At 61.5% G+C, this 18,939-nt stretch carries 22 protein-coding genes; 11 read left to right on the top strand and 11 right to left on the bottom strand.

Features of this window, described 5'->3' with window-relative positions:
* Window positions 1-8: 8 nt before the first annotated feature.
* The 3 genes from AC1DZE_RS17080 to AC1DZE_RS17070 form a co-directional block, all read right to left on the bottom strand.
* Window positions 9-809, bottom strand: coding sequence for a hypothetical protein (locus tag AC1DZE_RS17080; RefSeq protein WP_477671683.1), 801 nt, complete (start codon window positions 807-809; stop codon window positions 9-11).
* 212 nt (window positions 810-1,021) lie between these two features.
* On the bottom strand, window positions 1,022-2,566 hold the full coding sequence (locus AC1DZE_RS17075; RefSeq protein ID WP_477700345.1) for an alkaline phosphatase D family protein: 1,545 nt from the start codon (window positions 2,564-2,566) through the stop codon (window positions 1,022-1,024).
* A 127-nt stretch (window positions 2,567-2,693) separates the two neighbouring features.
* Window positions 2,694-3,200 carry a disulfide bond formation protein B gene (locus tag AC1DZE_RS17070; protein WP_477671685.1) on the bottom strand — a complete coding sequence of 169 codons (507 nt, stop codon included), beginning with the start codon at window positions 3,198-3,200 and terminating at the stop codon, window positions 2,694-2,696.
* Between the two features lie 221 nt (window positions 3,201-3,421).
* Between AC1DZE_RS17070 and AC1DZE_RS17065 the strand changes: the two genes are divergently transcribed.
* From AC1DZE_RS17065 to AC1DZE_RS17050, 4 genes are all read left to right on the top strand, one after another.
* Complete coding sequence (locus tag AC1DZE_RS17065) at window positions 3,422-3,775, top strand: VOC family protein (protein WP_477700344.1); 354 nt, start codon at window positions 3,422-3,424, stop codon at window positions 3,773-3,775.
* A 34-nt stretch (window positions 3,776-3,809) separates the two neighbouring features.
* Window positions 3,810-4,226: a VOC family protein gene (locus AC1DZE_RS17060; RefSeq protein WP_477671687.1), complete on the top strand. Its 417-nt coding sequence runs from the start codon at window positions 3,810-3,812 to the stop codon at window positions 4,224-4,226.
* A gap of 72 nt (window positions 4,227-4,298) precedes the next feature.
* Complete coding sequence (locus AC1DZE_RS17055) at window positions 4,299-4,778, top strand: hypothetical protein (RefSeq protein ID WP_477671688.1); 480 nt, start codon at window positions 4,299-4,301, stop codon at window positions 4,776-4,778.
* 15 nt (window positions 4,779-4,793) lie between these two features.
* On the top strand, window positions 4,794-5,069 hold the full coding sequence (locus AC1DZE_RS17050; protein ID WP_477674314.1) for a DUF2277 domain-containing protein: 276 nt from the start codon (window positions 4,794-4,796) through the stop codon (window positions 5,067-5,069).
* Between the two features lie 72 nt (window positions 5,070-5,141).
* Here the strand turns inward: AC1DZE_RS17050 and AC1DZE_RS17045 are convergent, their stop codons facing one another.
* Window positions 5,142-6,176, bottom strand: coding sequence for an SDR family oxidoreductase (locus tag AC1DZE_RS17045; protein WP_477700343.1), 1,035 nt, complete (start codon window positions 6,174-6,176; stop codon window positions 5,142-5,144).
* Window positions 6,177-6,269: 93 nt separating this feature from the next.
* Between AC1DZE_RS17045 and AC1DZE_RS17040 the strand changes: the two genes are divergently transcribed.
* The 4 genes from AC1DZE_RS17040 (at window position 6,270) to AC1DZE_RS17025 (ending at window position 8,764) form a co-directional block, all read left to right on the top strand.
* Complete coding sequence (locus AC1DZE_RS17040) at window positions 6,270-7,157, top strand: LysR family transcriptional regulator (RefSeq protein ID WP_477700342.1); 888 nt, start codon at window positions 6,270-6,272, stop codon at window positions 7,155-7,157.
* A 42-nt stretch (window positions 7,158-7,199) separates the two neighbouring features.
* On the top strand, window positions 7,200-7,685 hold the full coding sequence (locus AC1DZE_RS17035; protein WP_477671692.1) for a low molecular weight protein tyrosine phosphatase family protein: 486 nt from the start codon (window positions 7,200-7,202) through the stop codon (window positions 7,683-7,685).
* A 6-nt stretch (window positions 7,686-7,691) separates the two neighbouring features.
* Entirely contained in the window at window positions 7,692-8,129 is a 438-nt protein-coding gene (locus tag AC1DZE_RS17030) for a T6SS immunity protein Tdi1 domain-containing protein (RefSeq protein WP_477671693.1), read from the top strand.
* 146 nt (window positions 8,130-8,275) lie between these two features.
* Window positions 8,276-8,764 carry a hypothetical protein gene (locus AC1DZE_RS17025; protein WP_477674199.1) on the top strand — a complete coding sequence of 163 codons (489 nt, stop codon included), beginning with the start codon at window positions 8,276-8,278 and terminating at the stop codon, window positions 8,762-8,764.
* Window positions 8,765-8,830: 66 nt separating this feature from the next.
* On the opposite strand, the gene AC1DZE_RS17020 is transcribed toward AC1DZE_RS17025, so the two are convergent.
* The 7 genes from AC1DZE_RS17020 to AC1DZE_RS16990 all read right to left on the bottom strand — a co-directional run bounded on the left by AC1DZE_RS17020 (window position 8,831) and on the right by AC1DZE_RS16990 (window position 15,322).
* Window positions 8,831-9,919 carry a sulfate/molybdate ABC transporter ATP-binding protein gene (locus AC1DZE_RS17020; protein ID WP_477648612.1) on the bottom strand — a complete coding sequence of 363 codons (1,089 nt, stop codon included), beginning with the start codon at window positions 9,917-9,919 and terminating at the stop codon, window positions 8,831-8,833.
* An 11-nt stretch (window positions 9,920-9,930) separates the two neighbouring features.
* Complete coding sequence (gene cysW, locus AC1DZE_RS17015) at window positions 9,931-10,857, bottom strand: sulfate ABC transporter permease subunit CysW (RefSeq protein ID WP_477700341.1); 927 nt, start codon at window positions 10,855-10,857, stop codon at window positions 9,931-9,933.
* On the bottom strand, window positions 10,854-11,747 hold the full coding sequence (gene cysT, locus AC1DZE_RS17010) for a sulfate ABC transporter permease subunit CysT (RefSeq protein WP_477674738.1): 894 nt from the start codon (window positions 11,745-11,747) through the stop codon (window positions 10,854-10,856). The genes cysW and cysT overlap by 4 nt, the downstream gene beginning before the upstream one ends.
* Before the next feature lie 11 nt (window positions 11,748-11,758).
* The gene (locus AC1DZE_RS17005; RefSeq protein WP_477700340.1) at window positions 11,759-12,766 is read right to left on the bottom strand and encodes a sulfate ABC transporter substrate-binding protein; all 1,008 of its coding nucleotides are present in this window, start codon (window positions 12,764-12,766) and stop codon (window positions 11,759-11,761) included.
* Window positions 12,763-13,362, bottom strand: coding sequence for an RBBP9/YdeN family alpha/beta hydrolase (locus AC1DZE_RS17000; protein ID WP_477671700.1), 600 nt, complete (start codon window positions 13,360-13,362; stop codon window positions 12,763-12,765). The genes AC1DZE_RS17005 and AC1DZE_RS17000 overlap by 4 nt, the downstream gene beginning before the upstream one ends.
* 19 nt (window positions 13,363-13,381) lie before the next feature.
* A complete protein-coding gene (locus AC1DZE_RS16995) occupies window positions 13,382-14,032 on the bottom strand; it encodes a peroxiredoxin (RefSeq protein ID WP_477674339.1) in 651 nt (216 codons plus the stop codon).
* Window positions 14,033-14,389: 357 nt separating this feature from the next.
* Complete coding sequence (locus AC1DZE_RS16990; RefSeq protein WP_477700339.1) at window positions 14,390-15,322, bottom strand: LysR family transcriptional regulator; 933 nt, start codon at window positions 15,320-15,322, stop codon at window positions 14,390-14,392.
* A 183-nt stretch (window positions 15,323-15,505) separates the two neighbouring features.
* On the opposite strand from AC1DZE_RS16990, the gene AC1DZE_RS16985 reads away from it, so the two are divergent.
* From AC1DZE_RS16985 to AC1DZE_RS16975, 3 genes are all read left to right on the top strand, one after another.
* Window positions 15,506-17,017 carry an ABC transporter substrate-binding protein gene (locus tag AC1DZE_RS16985; RefSeq protein WP_477700380.1) on the top strand — a complete coding sequence of 504 codons (1,512 nt, stop codon included), beginning with the start codon at window positions 15,506-15,508 and terminating at the stop codon, window positions 17,015-17,017.
* Between the two features lie 76 nt (window positions 17,018-17,093).
* A complete protein-coding gene (locus tag AC1DZE_RS16980; protein ID WP_477671703.1) occupies window positions 17,094-18,011 on the top strand; it encodes an ABC transporter permease in 918 nt (305 codons plus the stop codon).
* Window positions 18,012-18,020: 9 nt separating this feature from the next.
* Complete coding sequence (locus AC1DZE_RS16975; RefSeq protein WP_477673224.1) at window positions 18,021-18,932, top strand: ABC transporter permease; 912 nt, start codon at window positions 18,021-18,023, stop codon at window positions 18,930-18,932.
* The last annotated feature ends 7 nt before the right edge of the window (window positions 18,933-18,939 follow it).

Here is an 18,939-nt window from a genome sequence, read left to right as displayed (position 1 = left end):
TCGCGCGTCTAGAGTTTTGGCGGGGGTGGCCGGCCCACGTTGTGGGCGCCCGTGTTGGCCGCCTCCCAATACGCCTTGTCCAGCGTGCCGGGGTGGCTCTTGACCGGGGTGCCGACCGGCACATTGCCAGGGCGCTGAACGCCCTCTACCGAGTAGGTTTTCAGCTTGGGTTTCTCGGTACTGGAGGGGTTGAGCGCATGAAACTCGTGCGCCACCTTGGAAGGGTTGTCGGGAGACAGCTTCTGGCCACGGACACTGGCCAGCGTTTCAATGTGCGTCATGCACCGCGTCGTGTACGGGTCGGATGCCTCGCCGTACAGGTGGAACACGCCGTGCTGCTGGCGTTCGCTTGTCATCTGCTTGAGCTTCCAGAGCTCGAACACCGACACCTTTGCGCGCATCGCCTCCTTGGAGTCATAGCGGTATTCCCGCCCCTTCTTGACATCGCTTGCCAGGGCCGGACGCGCCAGGAAGCGGTCCCTGTGCTCCGTCGGTGTATGGCTGCCATAGGCCAGGTTCGAGTAAGGCTTGGACTCATCTATGCCCGTCAGCTTGTTCACGGCGCCAAACTTTGGCAAATCCGTACGGGGTGGGCCGCTGCCCATCCGGAAATCTTCGTAATGGCCCCACGAACCCCGTCCGTATTTGACGGTCATGTGTTCTGCCTGTTTTGGATCCGTCGTGTTTCTCCACGTCGAGAACTTGACCGGCACCACCGGCTGGTTTGCCAGGTAATAGGCGCTGGCAGCGGCGCCGGCACTCGCCAGGACCGGAAAGCCAAAGCGCGATAACACCCTTCCTGCTGCCATGGGGACCATCCTTGTGCCGCAGCGCGGCAATGTTGATGAGCTGACCTTCCGGTAAAAACCGGCGACTGGATATTCAGTCTAGTCATGGCGCGCGGCTGGCGCCATCCCCTTTTTCAGGTGAAAAATAACATGTCCCGAGAGCGGCACCATCACGCCCGAACCGGCAACCAGCAGGCTCCGGCTGGCCAAGTGGCTCGGTTAAGCGGGGCCGCTTACCCCACCGGGTGAATCACCTTGCTGCTGGGCTCGGATTCGTTTTCCACCCACCAGTTGATCCACAGGCGTTGCGCCGGATTACCCGCATCGTCAGGCTCAATCGTCATGAAATTACGCGCACCGATCAGGCGGCGCGAAGTGGTGGGAAATTCGTACATGGCGGCGGTGATGCCTCGGTCCACGGTTTCCACCTGCTGGCAGGCCTGTTCCAGAAAATAGCGCGCCATGGCAGGCGGCGCCGGGTGCACGATGCCGCTGCTGGTGAGCTGGTTGATCACCTGGGCGTTGGTGTCCACCGGGTCACGCGTCGACTCCAGCACGCCCACCGCAGCCACATGCACGTCGCCGCTGACAAGGCTGACGCGGCACGAGGCGTCCTTGCTGAATTTAAACAGCCGGTGCACCAGGCGAAGCCGCTCGGCGCGATGCGCAGCGCAGGTCCAGTGGTCGCGCAAATCGTCTTCAAGCTCCTGCTGGCCGGGCAGCACGCCCAGCATTTTTTCCAGCAGCTCAAAGCTGGGGTGCACCACCGGGATGCTGCTCATCAGCACCAGGTGCTTCATGCCGGTTTGGGCATCAAGCCACTTGTAAGCAGCACTCCAGCTGTCTTCACTCATGACCTGCGCGCTTTGCAGGTTGCGGCCGTTCTTGCGTTCCGGCGTGCGTTCACTGCGCATGTCCAGCGCCAGCACGCCAAGGCTGCCCACGCGGTAACCCGCGCTGAACGCAGGCTGGCCGGGCAGCGTGCACGGCGGCGGCGTGCCAGGGACGCTGTGCCGCTGAAACAGCGCGAAGTATTTTTTGGCGACGGCAAAAACCCCCTGGTACACCGGGCAGTCGTGGTCTTCTGCAGGGTAGGACCCCCAGCCGTCGAAGATATCGTGGTCGTCCCACATCATGACGCTGGGCAAACCCGCCAGCGCCTGCGCCACTTCGGGCTGGGCCCAGCGCGTAAGGTACAGGTCTTCAAAAAAAGCCGTCACCTGCGTCTGCAGGGCAGCCGTCCAGGGCGCTTTGCGGCGAGCGTCCCGGGACAGTTCGGACCAGGCCATGATGTCGGGGCAACGCGTGTCCTGCCAGAGGGCATCCGAATACACCTGGTCGCCGCCCAGGAGCAGCAAGTGGTAGGGACCGAAACTGCGGCCGTTGATACGTTCGCGCCCTGCGTGCAGGTCATAGAGCCGCTTCCACAACGCATTTTTGTCCTTGACCTGCTTCATCAGGCCCGGACTTGAAAACCCATTGCACGAGACATACGCCATGCGCGGCGACTCACCCGCCGCCGGAACGTAAAAATCAAAGGCCTGCCCGTCAACGCTGTAACGTGCTCGTTGGGCCACGTCTTTAAAGGCGACAGACAAACCACCGCGCCACAGTGTGGCGCCGCTTTGCAGCGTGCCGAGTTTCGTGAAAACCTGTACCGTGGCGGTGCTTTGCAGGCTGGGCGCAACCGCAGTGTCGGTCACGGCGAGCACGCTTACACCCCACTGGCTTTGTTGCACGCCCAAAAACTGCGCAATGGGGCCAAGCAGGATCGCCATTTTTATTCTCCCTGAATCAATACGGCAGCCCAGGCTGCAAGTGCCCGCAGCCTACCACTCTGCGGGCGTCAATATTCCTTGACGCGCTCAGGCCCGGTAACGTATTGTTTTTTCAGAAGGAGAAAAACTAGGCTTTGCGCGCCAGGCGGGTCACCAGCAGCAAGCCCGCAAGCGCGATCCCCACAAAACACAGGAAAGACCAGTTGGCAATCGAGCCACCCAGAAAGGTCCAGTCGATCTTGGTGCAGTCGCCGCTGCCCTTGAAGATCATCGGAATGGCGCGCTTGAGCGGAAAGGTTTCGATCATTCCGTAAAAGTCGCGGCCGCAAGAGGCAATTTCAGGCGGGTACCACTGCAGGAAACTCTGGCGCGCCGCCACAAAAGCGCCAAAACCCGAGAGCAACACCATCAGGCCCGAGCCGGTGATCAACAGGCCCCGGCTTTTGGCAATGGCCGTCACGCCCGCCACCACCGCCACCAGCACCAGCGCATACCGCTGCACGATGCACATCGGGCAAGGCTCCAGGCCCACCACATGCTGCAGGTACAGGCCAAAGGCCAGCATGGCCACGCAGGCCGCGGCAATCAGCACCAGCACGCGGCGCGGCATGGCGTCGAAATACGTCAAAAACATCAGGGAGCCCTCTTTTTTTCTGGATGGATTATGAATTGTCAGGGGTTCGGGCGTATGGAGCGGGATAAGTTCCCTCCAGCAATGCATTCTTGGAAAATTCTTCACCGCCCTTTCACCACTTCATCGCCACCTTGCTCACCCTCATTTCCCAGCATTTGTCCTACAGGTGGGACACCGCGGCGGGCGTAGATTTTCAGGACTGAATCTTTTTGGAGACCGTCATGATTGTGCAAAACGCCCTTGCCAGTGTCGCCGTTCGCAACCTGGACACATCCATACCCTGGTACGAAAAACTGCTGGACGCCAAAGCCAACCGGCCGATGCCTGAAGTCGGCGAATGGCAATTCAAGCGCGGCGGCGGCCTGCAGGTGTATGAACTGGCCGAACGCGCCGGCGAAGGCTCGCTGACCCTGGCCGTCAACGACCTTGAACCGGAAATCGAGTACCTGCAAAAGCTGGGCATAGACACCAGCCATACAACGTCCAGCGACAAAGTCAGGACGGTGATGGTCACCGACCCCGACGGCAACCACATTGCCATTGCCGAAGCGCTGATGCCCGGCGTGATCCGCTGAACAGATCCTTCACACCCGAACAAGGAAGCCCACCATGGAAATACACCGCGGACGACTCATCGACCATGTCCACCTGCGCGCCCATGACCTCGCGGCCAGCAAGCGCTTTTACCGCGCCGTGCTCAAGTCACTGAACAAGGAAAATGCCATCCAGGAAGCCGACGATCATTTTTCGGCCGATGAGTTGTGGATGGACCAGGCTGACGGATCTACCTCGCACGTCCATCTGGCTTTCCGGGCCAAAGACCACGCAGAGGTCAAAGCCTTCTATGAAGCCGCCCTGGCCGCAGGCGGCACCGACAACGGCGCGCCGGGCGAGCGCAAATACCACCCCGGCTACTACGCCGCCTTTGTGCTGGACCCGGACGGCAACAACATCGAGGCGGTGTATCACGGGCCATTTGTTGCTTCGGCGGAGTCGGTGGTGATCAGGCCGGCAAACTCAAGCTGATCAGAAGCGTAGTCTTCTAACTCCGTAGCCAGGGGTGATATAAATCCCCAGATATAAAGAACGGAGTTGCCGATGAACCAAGCACCATCTTTCCCCGCATATTTGTCATCGGCAGGATTCGCAATCACAAGACGAACCGTCTTCGCATTGACTTTTTTTCTTCCCGCCTTGCCAGCATTCTCTGCGGACGTCATACCCGAAAATCTTGTTGGCGTATGGGCAACAGACAAGGCTGTTTTGCGCGGCGCACTGCTGTTCGAAGGAGGGGCCGTGTATCTGGGAATCGATGGCATCGGCGCAATCGTAGGAGGGCCGCCTCCGATCGGGTCAAGAATTGTTTTTACGTATGACCCAAAAACCAATGTCATCGCTTACCAGGCAACAGAAAACGGAAAAACGGTGCATGCGGGAACTTTTACCTATGACCCGACCCGCCAGGTCCTGTCTGGTGACAAAGAAGTACTTCGGCGACGGTTTGATAAATTGACGGATGAAACCAGGCGAGCGTTGGGGCTTGAGCCAACCGTCAAGACAAACGCCGGGAAAAAATGACCGGAAGGAGTGCCCATGTGCCGCAACATCAAGACTCTCTTCAACTTCGAACCGCCAGCCACGGAGCTGGAAATCCGTGACGCTTCGCTGCAGTTTGTCAGGAAGCTCAGCGGGTTCAATGTCCCCTCCAAGGCCAATGAAGCCGCGTTTGACCGCGCCGTGGAAGAGGTAGCGGCTTCTGCACGGGTTCTCATTCGCACACTAGTAACCAACGCCGAGCCGCGCAACCGTGAGATGGAAGCCGAACGGGCACTGGCCAGGTCGGCGCTAAGGTTTGGCACGAGCCAGTAGCCGGCTCCCCCCAAGTCGACCTCGCCCAACTGGAAGCGTCTGACGACATCAAAAGGTTGAGCTGGACTTGCTTCAGCCACGGCGGACACTTCCATGGTTGAAATCCCCGCCATGCGCACCAAGGCAGCCCAGCCCTTGCAGTGTTTCCTCCATAGCAATGTCCAGCGGCGTGTGCGGCTCCGCACCGAGCGCCGCCACCAGGGCGGCGTTGTCCATGCGTATAGGCGTGTTCCAGAGGTAGCGCATCCGGCGCAGCTCGCGCAGGGTCTCAACAAAGGGCCCGGCCAGCGTCACGGCCCACCAGGGAAAGGATTTTATTGACGGCGGAGGCCCACCGCGCCGTGCGACGACACGGCAGATCGCTTCAGCCAGCTGGCGGCCGTCGGCGTCCCACTGGCCGTTCATATGGAACGTTGCAAATGCAGGCAGAACGTCACGCCGCGCCAGCAAGGCGACCATGGTACGCGCCACATCCGGCAAATAGGCCCATTGGTGACCGACGCCAGGCTTGCCAGGAAGCTTCACACTGCGCACCGGAACGCCCGGCCGAACCAGGCCTTGCGAGAACCAGCTGTTCCCGGCACCCGGCCCGAAAAAATCCCCCGCGCGCACGATGATCACCCGGCAGCAGCCCTGGCCGCTGTCGTCGGTCGCGTCCTTGAGCCGCTGCTCGAGCTGCGCACGAATCGCACCCTTGGCAGTTTGCGGGTGTTGCGGTGAATCCTCCCGGAGGCAGGGAAATGCGTCTGGCCCGTAGTTGTAGACCGTGCCAGGCAGCACGATGGTCGCCCCCTGCGCCCGGGCGGCCGCGATCGTGTTGTCCAGCATGGGCAGCACCAGCTCGCCCCAGCGACGATAGCCGGGCGGATTGACTGCGTGCACTATCACGCCGCAGCCTTGTGCTGCAGCCATGACATCACCGGGATTCATCGCATCGCCACGCAGCCAGGTGATGCCGCCACGTTGCTCGCCCGGCCGCGACTCGCCACGGCTAAGCGCGCGAACCTGCCAGCCTGCCGCCTCCAGTTGCCGCGCGACTTCCCCGCCGATGCCACCGGTTGCGCCCAGCACCAGTGCTGTGCTTGATTTGCCTTGTTTGCTGCTCATGTCATTCCCAAAAAAGTTGCTATGGGGAAATTCTGGGCCCCTGGGCATCAAAATGGAATTGACTAAAGCAGGGCAACGGCTATACATTTTTGTATGGAAGAAGATGCTGGCTGGGAGCTTTACCGTTCGTTTTTAGGGGTGCTGCACGAGGGTTCGCTCTCAGGTGCGGCACGGTCTTTGGGGGTGGCACAGCCTACGGTCGGACGCCATGTCGCCTCACTCGAAAAGTCGCTCGGCCTGGCGCTGTTCACGCGCTCACAAACCGGTTTTGCGCCGACCGAAGCCGCGCTGGGACTGCGGCCCTTCGCCGAAGAAATGGCCAGCGCCGCAGCCGCCTTACGCCGTGCCGCCGAAAGCCAGGGTGACGGTGTGCGCGGCACGGTGCGGGTCACGGTGAGCGAAGTCATCGGTGTCGAAGTGCTGCCGCCCATCGTCGCGCAACTGCAGCGCACGCACCCGGGCCTGACCATCGAACTGGTGCTGACCAACCGCGTGCAGGACCTGCTGCAACGCGAAGCCGACATTGCCGTGCGCATGACACAGCCCAAGCAGGACCTGTTGATCGCTCGCAGCGTGGGCGAAGTGGAACTGGGTCTCTACGCACGCCGCGATTACCTGGACGCGCGCGGCACGCCGCAGTCATCAGCGGACCTGGCGCAGCATGCGCTGATCGGGTTTGACGAAGAGACACCCTTCCTGCGTTCGGCGCGCAAAGCCTTGCCCGCATGGAAGCGGGCGGCGTTTTCCACGCGTACCGACAGCGACCTCGCGCAACTGGCACTGATACGTGCCGGCGCCGGCATTGGCGTGTGCCAGTCAGCGCTCGCGACGCGTGACCCCGCCCTGGTGCGGGTTCTGCCTGGCGAGTTGTCCTTCAAACTCGAAACCTGGCTGACCATGCACGRAGACCTGCGCCACAGCCCGCGCTGCCGTGTAACCTTCGACGCATTGGTTGAAGGTTTGCAGCAGCATATTGGTTGAAGCCGGATAAATCAGCTCTACAAAAACAAGCATGAAGTACATATGACGACCAAAGACGATTTGCCCAGGGAGAAACGCTGGAAAGACCTGTATATCCGGTCAAAGAAAGTTGCGCGTGCAGAGCAACTGGGCCTCGATTACCCTCGCACGACCGCAAAGCAACTTGTGCAGAAAGAAGAAACTGCCCGCAGCACTGAACGCGTAAAGGTCCTGTTCGTTTGCAGCCGTAATCAGTGGCGAAGCCCGACGGCAGAGCAGATTTGGCGCAAGCACCCGCAGCTGCTAACCCGTTCGGGTGGGACCAGCCCCAATGCGCGCCATACCGTGTCAGTCGATGACATCCGTTGGGCCGACGTGGTTCTCGTCATGGAAGAAAAACACAAATCAAGACTGACCTCGGAGTTCACGCGGCTGCTTGACGGCAAATCTGTTCATGTTCTTGATATCCCTGACGACTACAAGTTCATGGACAAGGAACTGATAGAGATGCTTGAGCAAAGCGTTCCAAGCATCCTGGGCATCGAGTGACAGACTATGGATCTGCTCGAAGAAATCAAGGAGTCCTGGTGCTGGGTTGGTCTCGATCCACTACAGCTAGTCGCTGAAAATGACTTTGGCAATCTACTGATAAAGGATCATTCAGGTCGCTACTGGCGCCTATGCCCCGAGGACTGTTATTGCGAAATCGTGGCTTGGGATGAAGCTTCTTACGACGCGCTCGTCAATGATCCGGAGTTCAAGAAGGACTGGTTGATGGCAGCGCTGGTCAGGGTTGCGAATGAAAAGCATGGCCCTCTCGCTGTCGGGCGTAAATACTGTCTGGTGGTGCCCGGAATCCTGGGCGGGGCTTACGACATTTCCAATATCAAAACTGCCCCACTGTCCGAGATTGTGAGACGGTCCGGCGACCTTTCAAGGCAAATACGGGATTTGCCGGACGGTGCCAAGATCCGGTTAAAAGTGGTTGATTAGAGGTCGCCTCGGAACAGTCCACAGTTACCCCTCCACAAACACCCTCGCCTTGCGCGGCGTCACCACCAGCATGTCGCCTTCACGCAAGCCATTGCAATATCCTTTCGGACATCACAAGGCACAAACCCCAAATAGGGTCCCCGCACATGACGATTGCAAGCACCCGAATCTACTTCTATCCAATGACCCATCAGCGCGAACTGAGGTTGACCGCATCGCATGGGGGATTTGCGGAATGGTTCACTCGCCGCCTAAAACCAATTCGTGAGCACCTTCGCGGCCCAGAAGCCAAAGGCGTTGATATCGTCAACCTCATGCTTCGCGAGAACCCCGAGCATGCCTGGCACCGAGATGAGTGGCACCAGCGAGGAAATACTTTTGAGTTCAACTTTATGTGCGATTTGAGCCCGCTTGAGACCCGCCCCGCGATCGAGAACATAGAAAAGTTGATGCAGTTCTATGCCGCAGTAACCAAGCAGGCCCCTTGGCCGCAGGTCCGCGCCCTATCCGATGCTCTGGCACGCCCGCTCACCAATGAAGACCGGATTACCATCCGTCCATATCTGCAATGGCCCCGTGGACAGTTGGTGAGCGAAGCTCAAGCTCGACGTACGGCGGCAAAAAGTGCGGCTTAGCCGGTCGTCCGAGTCGACTCGCGACGGCAAGCCTTTGCAATCGACCCAGCTCCGGCGTTAGGCACCTTACCCCTCCACAAACACCCTCGCCTTGCGCGGCGTCACCACCAGCATGTCGCCTTCGCGCAAACCCATCTCGGCAAACTGCTGCGAGGTCATCTGGGCTTCAATGATCGAATCGCCCGAGACATTGCCTTTTTGTTCATAGCCTTCGGCGGGAATCAGCTCCAACCGCGCAATGGGGCCGATCACGATGGCGCGCTCCAGGTGGGCGACGATGCCTTCGGCGCCCGGCGCATAGCGCTGCACGTCCAGGTCGTGCGGGCGCACATAGGCAAAGGCTTTGGCGTCCTGGGCGCCGGCGTGTTCAGGTGAATTGAGGCGCAGGCCTTCGAGCTGGACTTCGCCTTCGTGGGCGCGGCCGTGGAACAGATTCACGTCACCGAGAAAGCCATACACAAACGGGCTGGCCGGGTGGTCCCACACCTCTTGCGGTGAGCCAATCTGCTCGACCTTGCCCTGGTTCATCAGCACCACACGGTCGGCGACTTCCAGCGCTTCTTCCTGGTCGTGCGTCACAAAAATGCTGGTGACATGCAGGTCGTCGTGCAGGCGGCGCAACCAGCGGCGCAGCTCCTTGCGCACCTTGGCGTCGAGCGCGCCGAAGGGTTCATCGAGCAGCAGCACCTTGGGCTCCACCGCCAGCGCGCGGGCCAGGGCAATGCGCTGGCGCTGCCCGCCCGAAAGCTGCGACGGAAAGCGCTCGGCCAGCCAGTCGAGCTGCACGAGGTTGAGCAGCGAATGCACTTTTTCCTTGATCTGCGCTTCGCTGGGCCGCTGGCCGCGGGGCTTGACGCGCAGGCCGAAGGCCACGTTCTCAAAGACGGTCATGTGGCGGAACAGCGCGTAGTGCTGGAACACGAAGCCGACCTGGCGCTCGCGCACATGCACGTCGGTGGTGTCTTCGCCGCTGAAGAGGATGCTGCCGCGGTCGGCGGTTTCCAGCCCGGCAATGATGCGCAGCAGCGTGGTCTTGCCGCAGCCCGAAGGGCCGAGCAAGGCGACCAGTTCGCCCGATTGAATGTCCAGGCTGACATCGCCCAGTGCCTGGAAGTCGCCAAAATGTTTGCTGACGTTGCGGATTTCGATGCTCATGATGTTTTCCTTTAGCGAACGGCTGCCACGGCTGCCCCGTCAACGGGACTCTGCGGGCGCTCAGGCGGCAAATCGGCCGCGGCTTTCATTTCTGCTTCGTGGCGCCATTCGGCCACCGACTTGATGACCAGGGTGACCAGCGCGAGGATGGCCAGCAGCGATGCCACGGCGAATGCGGCGACTGACTGGTATTCGTTGTAGAGAATCTCGACGTGCAATGGCAGCGTGTTGGTCTGCCCGCGGATATGGCCCGACACCACCGACACCGCACCAAACTCCCCCATGGCCCGTGCGTTGCACAAGATGACGCCATACACCAGGCCCCACTTGATGTTGGGCAGGGTCACATGCCAGAAGGTTTGCCAGCCGGTGGCGCCCAGCACGATGGCGGCCTGCTCTTCGTCGTTGCCTTGCGCCTGCATCAGCGGAATCAGCTCACGCGCAGTGAACGGAAACGTCACAAACACGGTGGCCAGCACAATACCGGGCACGGCAAAAATGATCTTGATGTCATGCGCCAGCAGCCACGGCCCGAACCAGCCCTGCGCGCCGAAGATCAGCACGTAGATCAGGCCAGCCACCACGGGCGACACGGAAAACGGCAAGTCAACCAGCGTCGTCAGCACCGACTTGCCGCGGAATTCGTACTTGGCAATGGCCCAGGCCGCGGCCACGCCAAACACCAGGTTCAGCGGCACGGCAATCGCGGCGGCAATCAGCGTGAGCTTGATGGCCGACCAGGCGTCGGGCTCCTGCAACGCGGCAATGTAAGCACCAAAACCCTTGCGCAGGCCTTCGGTGAACACGGCGGCCAGCGGCAGGATCAGGAACAGCACCACAAACAGCAACGCCACTGTGATCAGCGTGTAGCGTACCCACGGGGATTCGGTCGTACCCGCCGTAACCCGGCGAGCAGATTGGGAAGAAGATCCACTCATGCCGGCGCTCCCGTATTGCGGCGCTGCCAGGCTTGCAGACCGTTAATCACTAGTAGCAGCACGAATGACACCAGCAGCATCACCACCGCCACGGCGGTTGCGCCGGCGTAGTCATATTGCTCCAGCTTGCCGATGATGATGAGCGGCGTGATTTCAGAAATCATGGGCATGTTGCCGGCGATGAAGATGACCGAACCGTATTCGCCGATCGCCCGCGCAAAGGCCATGGCAAAGCCGGTGAGCAGCGCCGGTGTGATGTGCGGCAGGATGACTTTTGTGAAAATCTGCAGGCGCGTGGCGCCCAGCGAGGTGGCGGCTTCTTCGAGTTCTTTCTCGGCGTCTTCCAGCACCGGCTGCACCGTGCGCACCACAAACGGCAGGCCGATGAAGATCAGCGCGATCACTACACCGGCCGGCGTGAACGCCAGCTTGATGCCCATGGGCTCGAGGTACTGGCCTATCCAGCCGTTACCGGCCAGCAAAGCCGTGAGCGAGATGCCGGCCACGGCTGTGGGCAGCGCAAAAGGCAAATCCACCAGCGCATCGACGATCTTTTTACCCGGAAATTTGTAGCGCACCAGCACCCAGGCCAGCAGCAGGCCAAACACCAGGTTGACGAGCGCGGCGATCAGCGATGCCCCAAACGTGAGGCGGTAAGACGCCAGCACGCGTGGTGACGTCACTGCGGTGACGAACTGGTCCCAGCTCAGCGTGAAGGTTTTGAAAAACAGCGCCGAGATCGGGATCAGCACGATCAGGCTAAGGTACAGCACGGTGTAGCCCAGCGTGAGACGAAAGCCGGGCAAGACCCGCCTGGCGGCTCTTTTGCTACCCGCAGGGATTCCCGGCACCACCGCGGAAGGCGGCGCCACAGAAGACAAGGCAGTCATGGTGGTGCGGTTTACTTGACGGTGTACAGCTTGTCGAACTGCCCGCCGTCATTGAAGTGCACTTTTTGCGCTTCGCCGAGGCTGCCAAAGACGTCTTGCACCGTGAAGAGCTGCAGCGGCTTGAAGGTGCTGGCGTATTTTTTCAGGATGGCCTGCGAGCGGGGGCGCAATGCATGGCGGGCGGCAATCTCCTGGCCTTCGTCTGAATAGAGGTAGTTCAGGTAGGCCCTGGCCAGCTCGGCCGTGCCCTTCTTGGCCACGGTGCGCTCCACCACCGCCACCGGGTTTTCCGCCACGATGCTGATGGACGGATAGACCGCGTCCACCTTGCCTTCGCCAAACTCCCTGTTCACCGACAGCACTTCGGATTCAAAAGTGATCAGCACGTCGCCGATATTGCGTTGCAGGAACACGGTGGTCGCGTCGCGCCCGCCCTTGCCCAGCACCGGGACGTTTTTGTAGAGCTTGCCGACGAACTCGGCGGCCTGCGCATCGGTGGCGCCCTTCTTCTTCGCGTATCCCCAGGCGGCCAGGTAGGCATAGCGGCCATTGCCGCCGGTTTTGGGGTTCACCAGAATCACCTGGATGCCGGGCTTGATGAGGTCGTCCCAGTCCTTGATGCCCTTGGGGTTGCCGTTGCGCACCAGGAACAGCATGGTCGACGTGGTGGGCGAAGCGTTGTCGGGAAACTTCTTCGCCCAGTCTTTGGCGACCACGCCGGCGCCGGCCAGGAAGTCCACGTCGGTCGAGGTGTTCATGGTCACCACGTCGGCGTCCAGGCCGTCAGCCACGGAACGCGCGATGGCGCTGGAGCCGCCATGCGACTGGTCAATCTTGATGTCTTTACCCGTGGTCTTCTTGTAGTGGGCAATGAAGGCGGCGTTGTATTCCTTGTAAAACTCGCGCGCCACGTCATACGAGCCATTCAGAAGCGTTTGTGCCGAGGCCGTGCCGGAGAATGAAGCGCCCGCGGCCAGTGCCAGCGTTGCAAGGGCTATTTTTATTTTTGAAGAAGTCATGCCGTTTCCAGGGACCCAAAAGAAGAAGACGAAGAATTTGCCAAAGAAGAAAAATCAAGATGGGGCGCCGTCAGCGACGCATCACCTGCCAGCGACTGCAACAGCGCAATGCCCAGCGGCCATTCGCCGTGGCCCGACTCCACATTGATATGGCCGGCGTCCTGCATGCGCACAAATTCGCTGCCCCAGGCGCGGGCATAGGCACCCGCCAGGCGCACCGGGCAATACGGGTCGTTGCTGCTGGCCACCAGCACGCTGCGGTAAGGCAGCTTCTGGTAGGGCACGGGCGCAAAGTCGCTCAGCACGGCACGCCGCTCCGGGTCTGCCGGCGCCACCAGCAGGGCGCCATGAATACGCTCTGCCGCCTCAGGCGGCAAGTGAGCCGTGGCAATGCAGCCCAGGCTGTGCGCCACGATGACGACCGGCTCGTCCTGCAGCACGATGGTGTTGGCCAGCGAGGCCACCCAGGCCTTGCGTGAAGGCGTGATCCAGTCGTCCTGGCGCACGCGCACCGCATTGCTCAGGCGTTCGGCCCACAGGCTTTGCCAGTGGCCGGGGCCCGAGTCGCGCCAGCCAGGGACGATGATGAAGCGCACTTCGCGTGAACCCGTCTGATTACTTATTGGGTTGCGGTGTGACGCGCAGGTACGGCTTGATCGCCTTGAAACCTTTGGGGAAACGCTGGGCAAGTTCGGCCGGATCCTGCAGGCTGGGCACGATGATCACGTCGTCGCCGTCTTTCCAGTTCACCGGCGTGGCCACCTTGTAGCCGTCAGTTAGCTGCAGCGAGTCAATCACGCGCAGGATCTCGTCGAAGTTGCGGCCCGTGCTGGCGGGGTAGGTAAACGTGGTGCGGATGGCCTTTTTCGGGTCAATGATGAATACGCTGCGCACGGTGGCCGTGGGGCCGGTGCTCAGGGCGTTCGGGTGAATCATGTCGTACAGGTTGGCCACCTTGCGGTCGGCATCGGCCAGGATGGGGAAATTCACCGTGGTGTTTTGCGTCTCGTTGATGTCGTTGACCCACTTGCCGTGCGACTCCAGCGGATCCACGCTGATGGCGATGGGCTTGACGTTGCGCCTGGCAAATTCGCTGCTCAGGGCTGCGGTCTTGCCGAGTTCGGTGGTGCAGACGGGCGTGAAGTCTGCGGGGTGCGAAAACAGCACCACCCATGAATCGCCAGCCCATTCGTGAAAAGAAATCTTGCCGGCGGTGGAGTCCTGGGTGAAATCGGGGGCGGTGTCGCCGAGTCTGAGAGTGGTCATGCTGTGCTCCTTGATTGCTGATCAAAGCATTGTGGGGAGCAAGCGTTAAAACTCAAAAGAATATATCGCTCTTAATTTATCTCAATAAACGAATAACGATTCAAGGAATTGGCATTTTCTGGCGCTACTGTTTTGATAGCTGCTTGCGCACAGTGCTATTGGGTTAGCGGCCATTTTTTCATCCAATAGTCGCGCCGCAAGCACCCTGGTAGCGTCCAAACACCGCCACAACACCCTGATTCAAGGAGCTTCAGGGGCGTTTTCAAGCACAAGAATTGCCTCCAGCCCAATAGCATCAGGCGCAAGCAGCTATCGTATTGATAGCAATCCGGCACAAGCTTCCCGGCAATCGGCAGCTCAGGCCGGTGAACCCGACAGCTCTGTTTTCAAATGCGCCAGAAAGGCCTGCGCCGCCCGCGACAGCGTGCGGCCCGTCGCCGTCTGCACTTCCACATTGCGCAAATCCAGGCCACGGTCACGCAGGCGTATGCAGGCAAACTCGCCGCGCTGGACCTTGTAGCGGACCGATATTTCGCCCGCGATGGTGACGCTTTCCGGGTAATGGCGCAAAAAGTCGTTCAGGCTGGTGATGTAGTTGCTGGTCAGCACCGGCGATACGGTCAGGCCCTGCAGGCTGCAGGCGATGTCAAACAGCTGGCGCACGGTGGTGTTTGTTTCCGGCAGCACGATCGGGTAGGCCAGCAGCTGCTTCAGGTTGATCTGTTTGAACTGGGTCAGCGGATGGTCAAAGCGCATGGCCGCCATCACCGGCGACGGCTGCAGGTGCTCCACCTGAATGCCGCTTTCGGGCGTGCGGCTCATGGTGAGGCCGATGTCGGCATCGCCATGCAGGACGCGGCGCGAGCACTCCGCCGGGGGGTGCGCACCCAGGTGAAACTGGATGCCGGGATGCGTCTTCATGAAGTCGCCGATGGCCTTGGGCAGGAACTCCATCGCAAAACCTTCAGTGCAGGCCAGGCGCACCCGCCCGCGCTGCATGCCTTGCAGCGCCTGGATCTCATGCACCACCCGCTCCGAGTCATGTGCCGATTTGAGCGCGTGCACGGCCAGCATCTCCCCGGCGGCGCTGGGCACCATGCCCCTTGGATGGCGGTCAAAAAGCGTTGCCCCCAGCAGGTCTTCCAGGTGCGCGATGTGGCGGCTGATGGCAGACCCCGCCACATTCAGGCGCTGGGAGGCTTCGCTGATGGAGCCGCAGCGCACGACCTCCAGGAAGTAGCGCAGCGCGGTGTCCTGCAATTGACGGGCAACCTGGGGAGAAAGGGTCATGGGCGTCGGGTGATGGCGGAGCTGCCAGGGCATGGGCAGCCAGAGCATTGCCGATTTGGCAACGCAATCATACATATTCTCTAATGCATGGAATGGTCTTTCGGTCTGGTTCTTGCGCAGAATGAGCCGTCTCCACTCCCCACGCCATGACGAAGGACTTTTATGAAGCAATTTTTCACCACGATGGTGCGTCAAAGTTTTGTGCTTGCGGCCTTCGGTGCCGGCCTGACTGCAGCCCATGCAGGCAAAGCCAACGACACCCTGGTTTACGCCTCGGACAGCGAGGTTGAAAACGTCAGCCCGTACCACAACAACATGCGTGAAGGTGTGATCCTGGCCAACCTGGCCTGGGACACGCTGGTCTACCGGGACCCCAAAACCGGTGAGTTCAAACCCCAGCTGGCCACCGCCTGGAAATGGGAATCCGCCACCGCATTGCTGGTCACCCTGCGCCAGGGTGTCACCTTCCACAACGGTGACAAGTTCAGCGCCGACGATGTGGCCTACACCTTCAATGTGGTCACGGCGCCGGAGGCCAAGATCGCCACGCGCCAGAACACGGGCTGGATCAAAAACGTCGAAAAGCTCGGCGACTACCAGGTACGCATTAATTTGAAGGCACCGTTTCCGGCCGCGATGGACTACCTGGCCGGGCCCACGCCGATCTACCCCGCCGCTTACATGAAGAAGGTGGGCCTGGAGGGCTACAGCAAGGCGCCCATTGGCACCGGCGCCTACAAGATCACCGCCGTGGTGCCAGGCCAGGGCGTAACCATGGTGAAGAACACGGCCTACTTCAAGGACAGCCCGGCCGGCCAGCCGAATATCGGCACGGTGAAGTTTGTGGTGATCCGCGACCCGGAAGCGCGCGTGGCCCAGCTGATGACGGGCGCGGTGGACTGGATCTGGCGCGTGCCGTCCGACCAGGCCGAATCGCTCAAGTCCAGGCCCAACACCACCGTGCTGAGCGGTGAAACCATGCGCGTGGGTTTCATGTCGATCAACAGCAACGGCACCACGCCGGAGGCCCTGCCCTTCAAGGACATTCGTGTACGCCAGGCCGTCAACCACGCCATCAACCGCAAGGGCCTGGCCGACAGCCTGGTGCGCGGCGGCAGCCAGCCGGTGTATTCGCCGTGCTTTCGCACCCAGTTCGGCTGCGAAACCGAAAAAGAGGTGAAGTACACCTACGACCCGGCCAAGGCCAAGGCACTGCTGGCGGCCGCGGGTTACCCCAACGGCTTCGACACCGACCTGTGGGCTTACCGCGAGCGTGAATATGCCGAAGCCATGGTGGGCGACCTGCGCAAGGTGGGCATACGTGCGCGCCTGCATTTTGTGCAGTACCCGGTGCTGCGCACCGAAATCTACTCGGGCCGCGCGCCCCTGACCTTCCAGTCCTGGGGATCGTTTTCCATCAACGACGCGTCCGCGTTTGTCGGCAACTACTTTGAAGGCGGCCCGGACGACACCGCCAAAGACCCGCAGGTGATTGCACTGCTGAAAACCGCCGACAGCACAGTGGACAAGACCGAGCGCAAGAAGAAATATGCACAGGCCCTGCAGCGCATCAGCGAGCAGGCCTACATGGCGCCCATGTTCTCCTACTCCACCAACTACGCCTTCACGCCGGACCTCAAATTCACGGCGCATGCGGACGAGCTGCCGCGCTTCGTCCAGTCCAGCTGGAAGTAGCCACGACGGCCCAGCCGTGCGCCGCCTGGCTGGGCTGACCCGCGCAGTCCGCTAACGCAACAACCGGGGCATTCCCATGCTGCAATACATATTCCGCCGCTTTCTGGTGGCCCTGAGCGTCATGCTCACGGTAGCCGTCGTCAGCTTCATGCTGCTGCACCTTTCCGGCGACCTGGCGGCTTCCATCGCCGGCGCCGAGGCAAACGCCGCAGCCGTCGAGGAAGTGCGCGTCCAGTACGGCCTGAACCGCCCCATCACCACCCAGTTTTTTGACTGGCTGTGGGGCGCGCTGCACCTGGACTTCGGGCGTTCGTTCTTCTTCCAGAACACCGTGATGGAGCTCATCGGCGAGCGCCTGCCCATCACGCTCAAGCTGGGCGCCGTGTCCCTGTTGCTGGCGGTGTCGGTGGCGATTCCGCTGGGCGTGCTGGCTGCCGTCTACCGGGACACCTGGATAGACCGGCTGGCCCTGATGGTGGCGGTGGTCGGCCAGGCCATGCCCAACTTCTGGTTTGCGCTGACGCTGATCCTGCTCTTCGCCGTCGGGCTGCACTGGCTGCCCGTTGCGGGCAACACCACCTGGCAGCACTTTGTGTTGCCGGCCGTCGCGCTGGGCTACTACGCCATGCCGTCGCTGATGCGCCTGACGCGCGCGGGCATGCTGGACGTGCTGGGCGCGGACTACATCCGCACTGCGCGCGCCAAGGGCCTGAGCCCGGCGCGTGTGGTGTTCAAGCACGCCTTGCGCAACGCCATCATTCCGGTTGTCGCCCTGGCGGCTGTGGAGCTCGGCTTCATGCTGGGCGGCTCGGTGGTCATTGAGTCGGTCTATTCCATGCAGGGCCTGGGCCAGCTCGCCTGGGACTCCATTTCGCGCAACGACTACCCCGTGGTGCAGGCCGTGGTGCTGATCATCGCCGTGTTCTACATCGGGCTGACCTTTCTGGCCGATGTCTTCAACGCCGCGCTCGACCCCCGCATGCGCACACGCTAGGACATCACCATGAACGCTCCTTCCCTGACCGTTTCCGCCGCGCCGGCGCTGCCGCTGCCACCCATTCCCGCGTGGCGGCGCAGCCTGCGGCGTGTGCTGGGCCACCGCGGCATGACGCTGGGCAGCATCCTGCTGGGCCTGGCCGTGGTGGCCGCCCTGTTCGCGCCCTGGCTCAGCCCGCATGACCCGTATGCGCAGGACGTGACCCAGCGCCTGATCCCGCCGTTCTGGCACGACAAGGGCAGCTGGGAACACGTCTTCGGCACCGACAAGCTCGGCCGCGATTACCTGAGCCGCCTTTTGTACGGCGCCCGCGTATCGCTGGGCATCGGGCTGGTCGCGGCGCTGGTGTCCGGGCTGATCGGCACCACCATGGGCGTGCTGGCGGGCTATTTCGGCGGCCGCACCGACGCCGTGGTCAGCTACATCATCACCACCCGGCTGGCCATGCCGGTGGTGCTGGTGGCACTGGCAACCGCTTCCCTCATCGGCGGTTCACTGCAGGTGGTCATCATCCTGCTGGGCCTGTTGCTGTGGGACCGCTTTGCCATCGTCACGCGCTCGGCCACGCAGCAGCTGCGCGACGCCGAATTCATCTCCGCCGCCAAGGCGCTCGGCGCGTCCACGCCCTACATCCTGGTGCGCGAACTGCTGCCCAACCTGATGGGCCCGCTGACCGTGGTGGCCACGCTCGAGATGGCGCACGCGATCCTGCTGGAGTCCACCCTCTCCTTCCTGGGCCTGGGCGTGCAGCCGCCCACGCCCTCATGGGGGCTGATGGTGGCCGAAGGCAAGGCCTACATGTTCTTCCAGCCCTGGGTGATCCTGGTGCCCGGCGTGGTGCTGGCCCTGCTGGTGCTGGCCATCAACCTGGTGGGTGACGGCCTGCGTGACCTGACCGCGCCCGACGGCCGCAACTGAAAGGGAA

The sequence above is a fragment of the Polaromonas sp. P1_F1 genome, assembly GCF_056405795.1.
The sequence above is the reverse complement of the archived record's forward strand: the minus strand, read 5'-3'. Positions and strand labels throughout refer to the sequence as shown.

What these genes read in the sequence shown, in the direction of transcription:
- AC1DZE_RS17080 (WP_477671683.1), bottom strand. Translation starts at nt 809, where the DNA reads ATGGCAGCAGGAAGGGTGTTATCGCGCTTTGGCTTTCCGGTCCTGGCG.
- AC1DZE_RS17075 (WP_477700345.1), bottom strand. Translation starts at nt 2,566, where the DNA reads ATGGCGATCCTGCTTGGCCCCATTGCGCAGTTTTTGGGCGTGCAACAA.
- AC1DZE_RS17070 (WP_477671685.1), bottom strand. Translation starts at nt 3,200, where the DNA reads ATGTTTTTGACGTATTTCGACGCCATGCCGCGCCGCGTGCTGGTGCTG.
- AC1DZE_RS17065 (WP_477700344.1), top strand. Translation starts at nt 3,422, where the DNA reads ATGATTGTGCAAAACGCCCTTGCCAGTGTCGCCGTTCGCAACCTGGAC.
- AC1DZE_RS17060 (WP_477671687.1), top strand. Translation starts at nt 3,810, where the DNA reads ATGGAAATACACCGCGGACGACTCATCGACCATGTCCACCTGCGCGCC.
- AC1DZE_RS17055 (WP_477671688.1), top strand. Translation starts at nt 4,299, where the DNA reads ATGAACCAAGCACCATCTTTCCCCGCATATTTGTCATCGGCAGGATTC.
- AC1DZE_RS17050 (WP_477674314.1), top strand. Translation starts at nt 4,794, where the DNA reads ATGTGCCGCAACATCAAGACTCTCTTCAACTTCGAACCGCCAGCCACG.
- AC1DZE_RS17045 (WP_477700343.1), bottom strand. Translation starts at nt 6,176, where the DNA reads ATGAGCAGCAAACAAGGCAAATCAAGCACAGCACTGGTGCTGGGCGCA.
- AC1DZE_RS17035 (WP_477671692.1), top strand. Translation starts at nt 7,200, where the DNA reads ATGACGACCAAAGACGATTTGCCCAGGGAGAAACGCTGGAAAGACCTG.
- AC1DZE_RS17030 (WP_477671693.1), top strand. Translation starts at nt 7,692, where the DNA reads ATGGATCTGCTCGAAGAAATCAAGGAGTCCTGGTGCTGGGTTGGTCTC.
- AC1DZE_RS17025 (WP_477674199.1), top strand. Translation starts at nt 8,276, where the DNA reads ATGACGATTGCAAGCACCCGAATCTACTTCTATCCAATGACCCATCAG.
- AC1DZE_RS17020 (WP_477648612.1), bottom strand. Translation starts at nt 9,919, where the DNA reads ATGAGCATCGAAATCCGCAACGTCAGCAAACATTTTGGCGACTTCCAG.
- cysW (WP_477700341.1), bottom strand. Translation starts at nt 10,857, where the DNA reads ATGAGTGGATCTTCTTCCCAATCTGCTCGCCGGGTTACGGCGGGTACG.
- cysT (WP_477674738.1), bottom strand. Translation starts at nt 11,747, where the DNA reads ATGACTGCCTTGTCTTCTGTGGCGCCGCCTTCCGCGGTGGTGCCGGGA.
- AC1DZE_RS17005 (WP_477700340.1), bottom strand. Translation starts at nt 12,766, where the DNA reads ATGACTTCTTCAAAAATAAAAATAGCCCTTGCAACGCTGGCACTGGCC.
- AC1DZE_RS16995 (WP_477674339.1), bottom strand. Translation starts at nt 14,032, where the DNA reads ATGACCACTCTCAGACTCGGCGACACCGCCCCCGATTTCACCCAGGAC.
- AC1DZE_RS16990 (WP_477700339.1), bottom strand. Translation starts at nt 15,322, where the DNA reads ATGACCCTTTCTCCCCAGGTTGCCCGTCAATTGCAGGACACCGCGCTG.
- AC1DZE_RS16985 (WP_477700380.1), top strand. Translation starts at nt 15,506, where the DNA reads ATGGTGCGTCAAAGTTTTGTGCTTGCGGCCTTCGGTGCCGGCCTGACT.
- AC1DZE_RS16980 (WP_477671703.1), top strand. Translation starts at nt 17,094, where the DNA reads ATGCTGCAATACATATTCCGCCGCTTTCTGGTGGCCCTGAGCGTCATG.
- AC1DZE_RS16975 (WP_477673224.1), top strand. Translation starts at nt 18,021, where the DNA reads ATGAACGCTCCTTCCCTGACCGTTTCCGCCGCGCCGGCGCTGCCGCTG.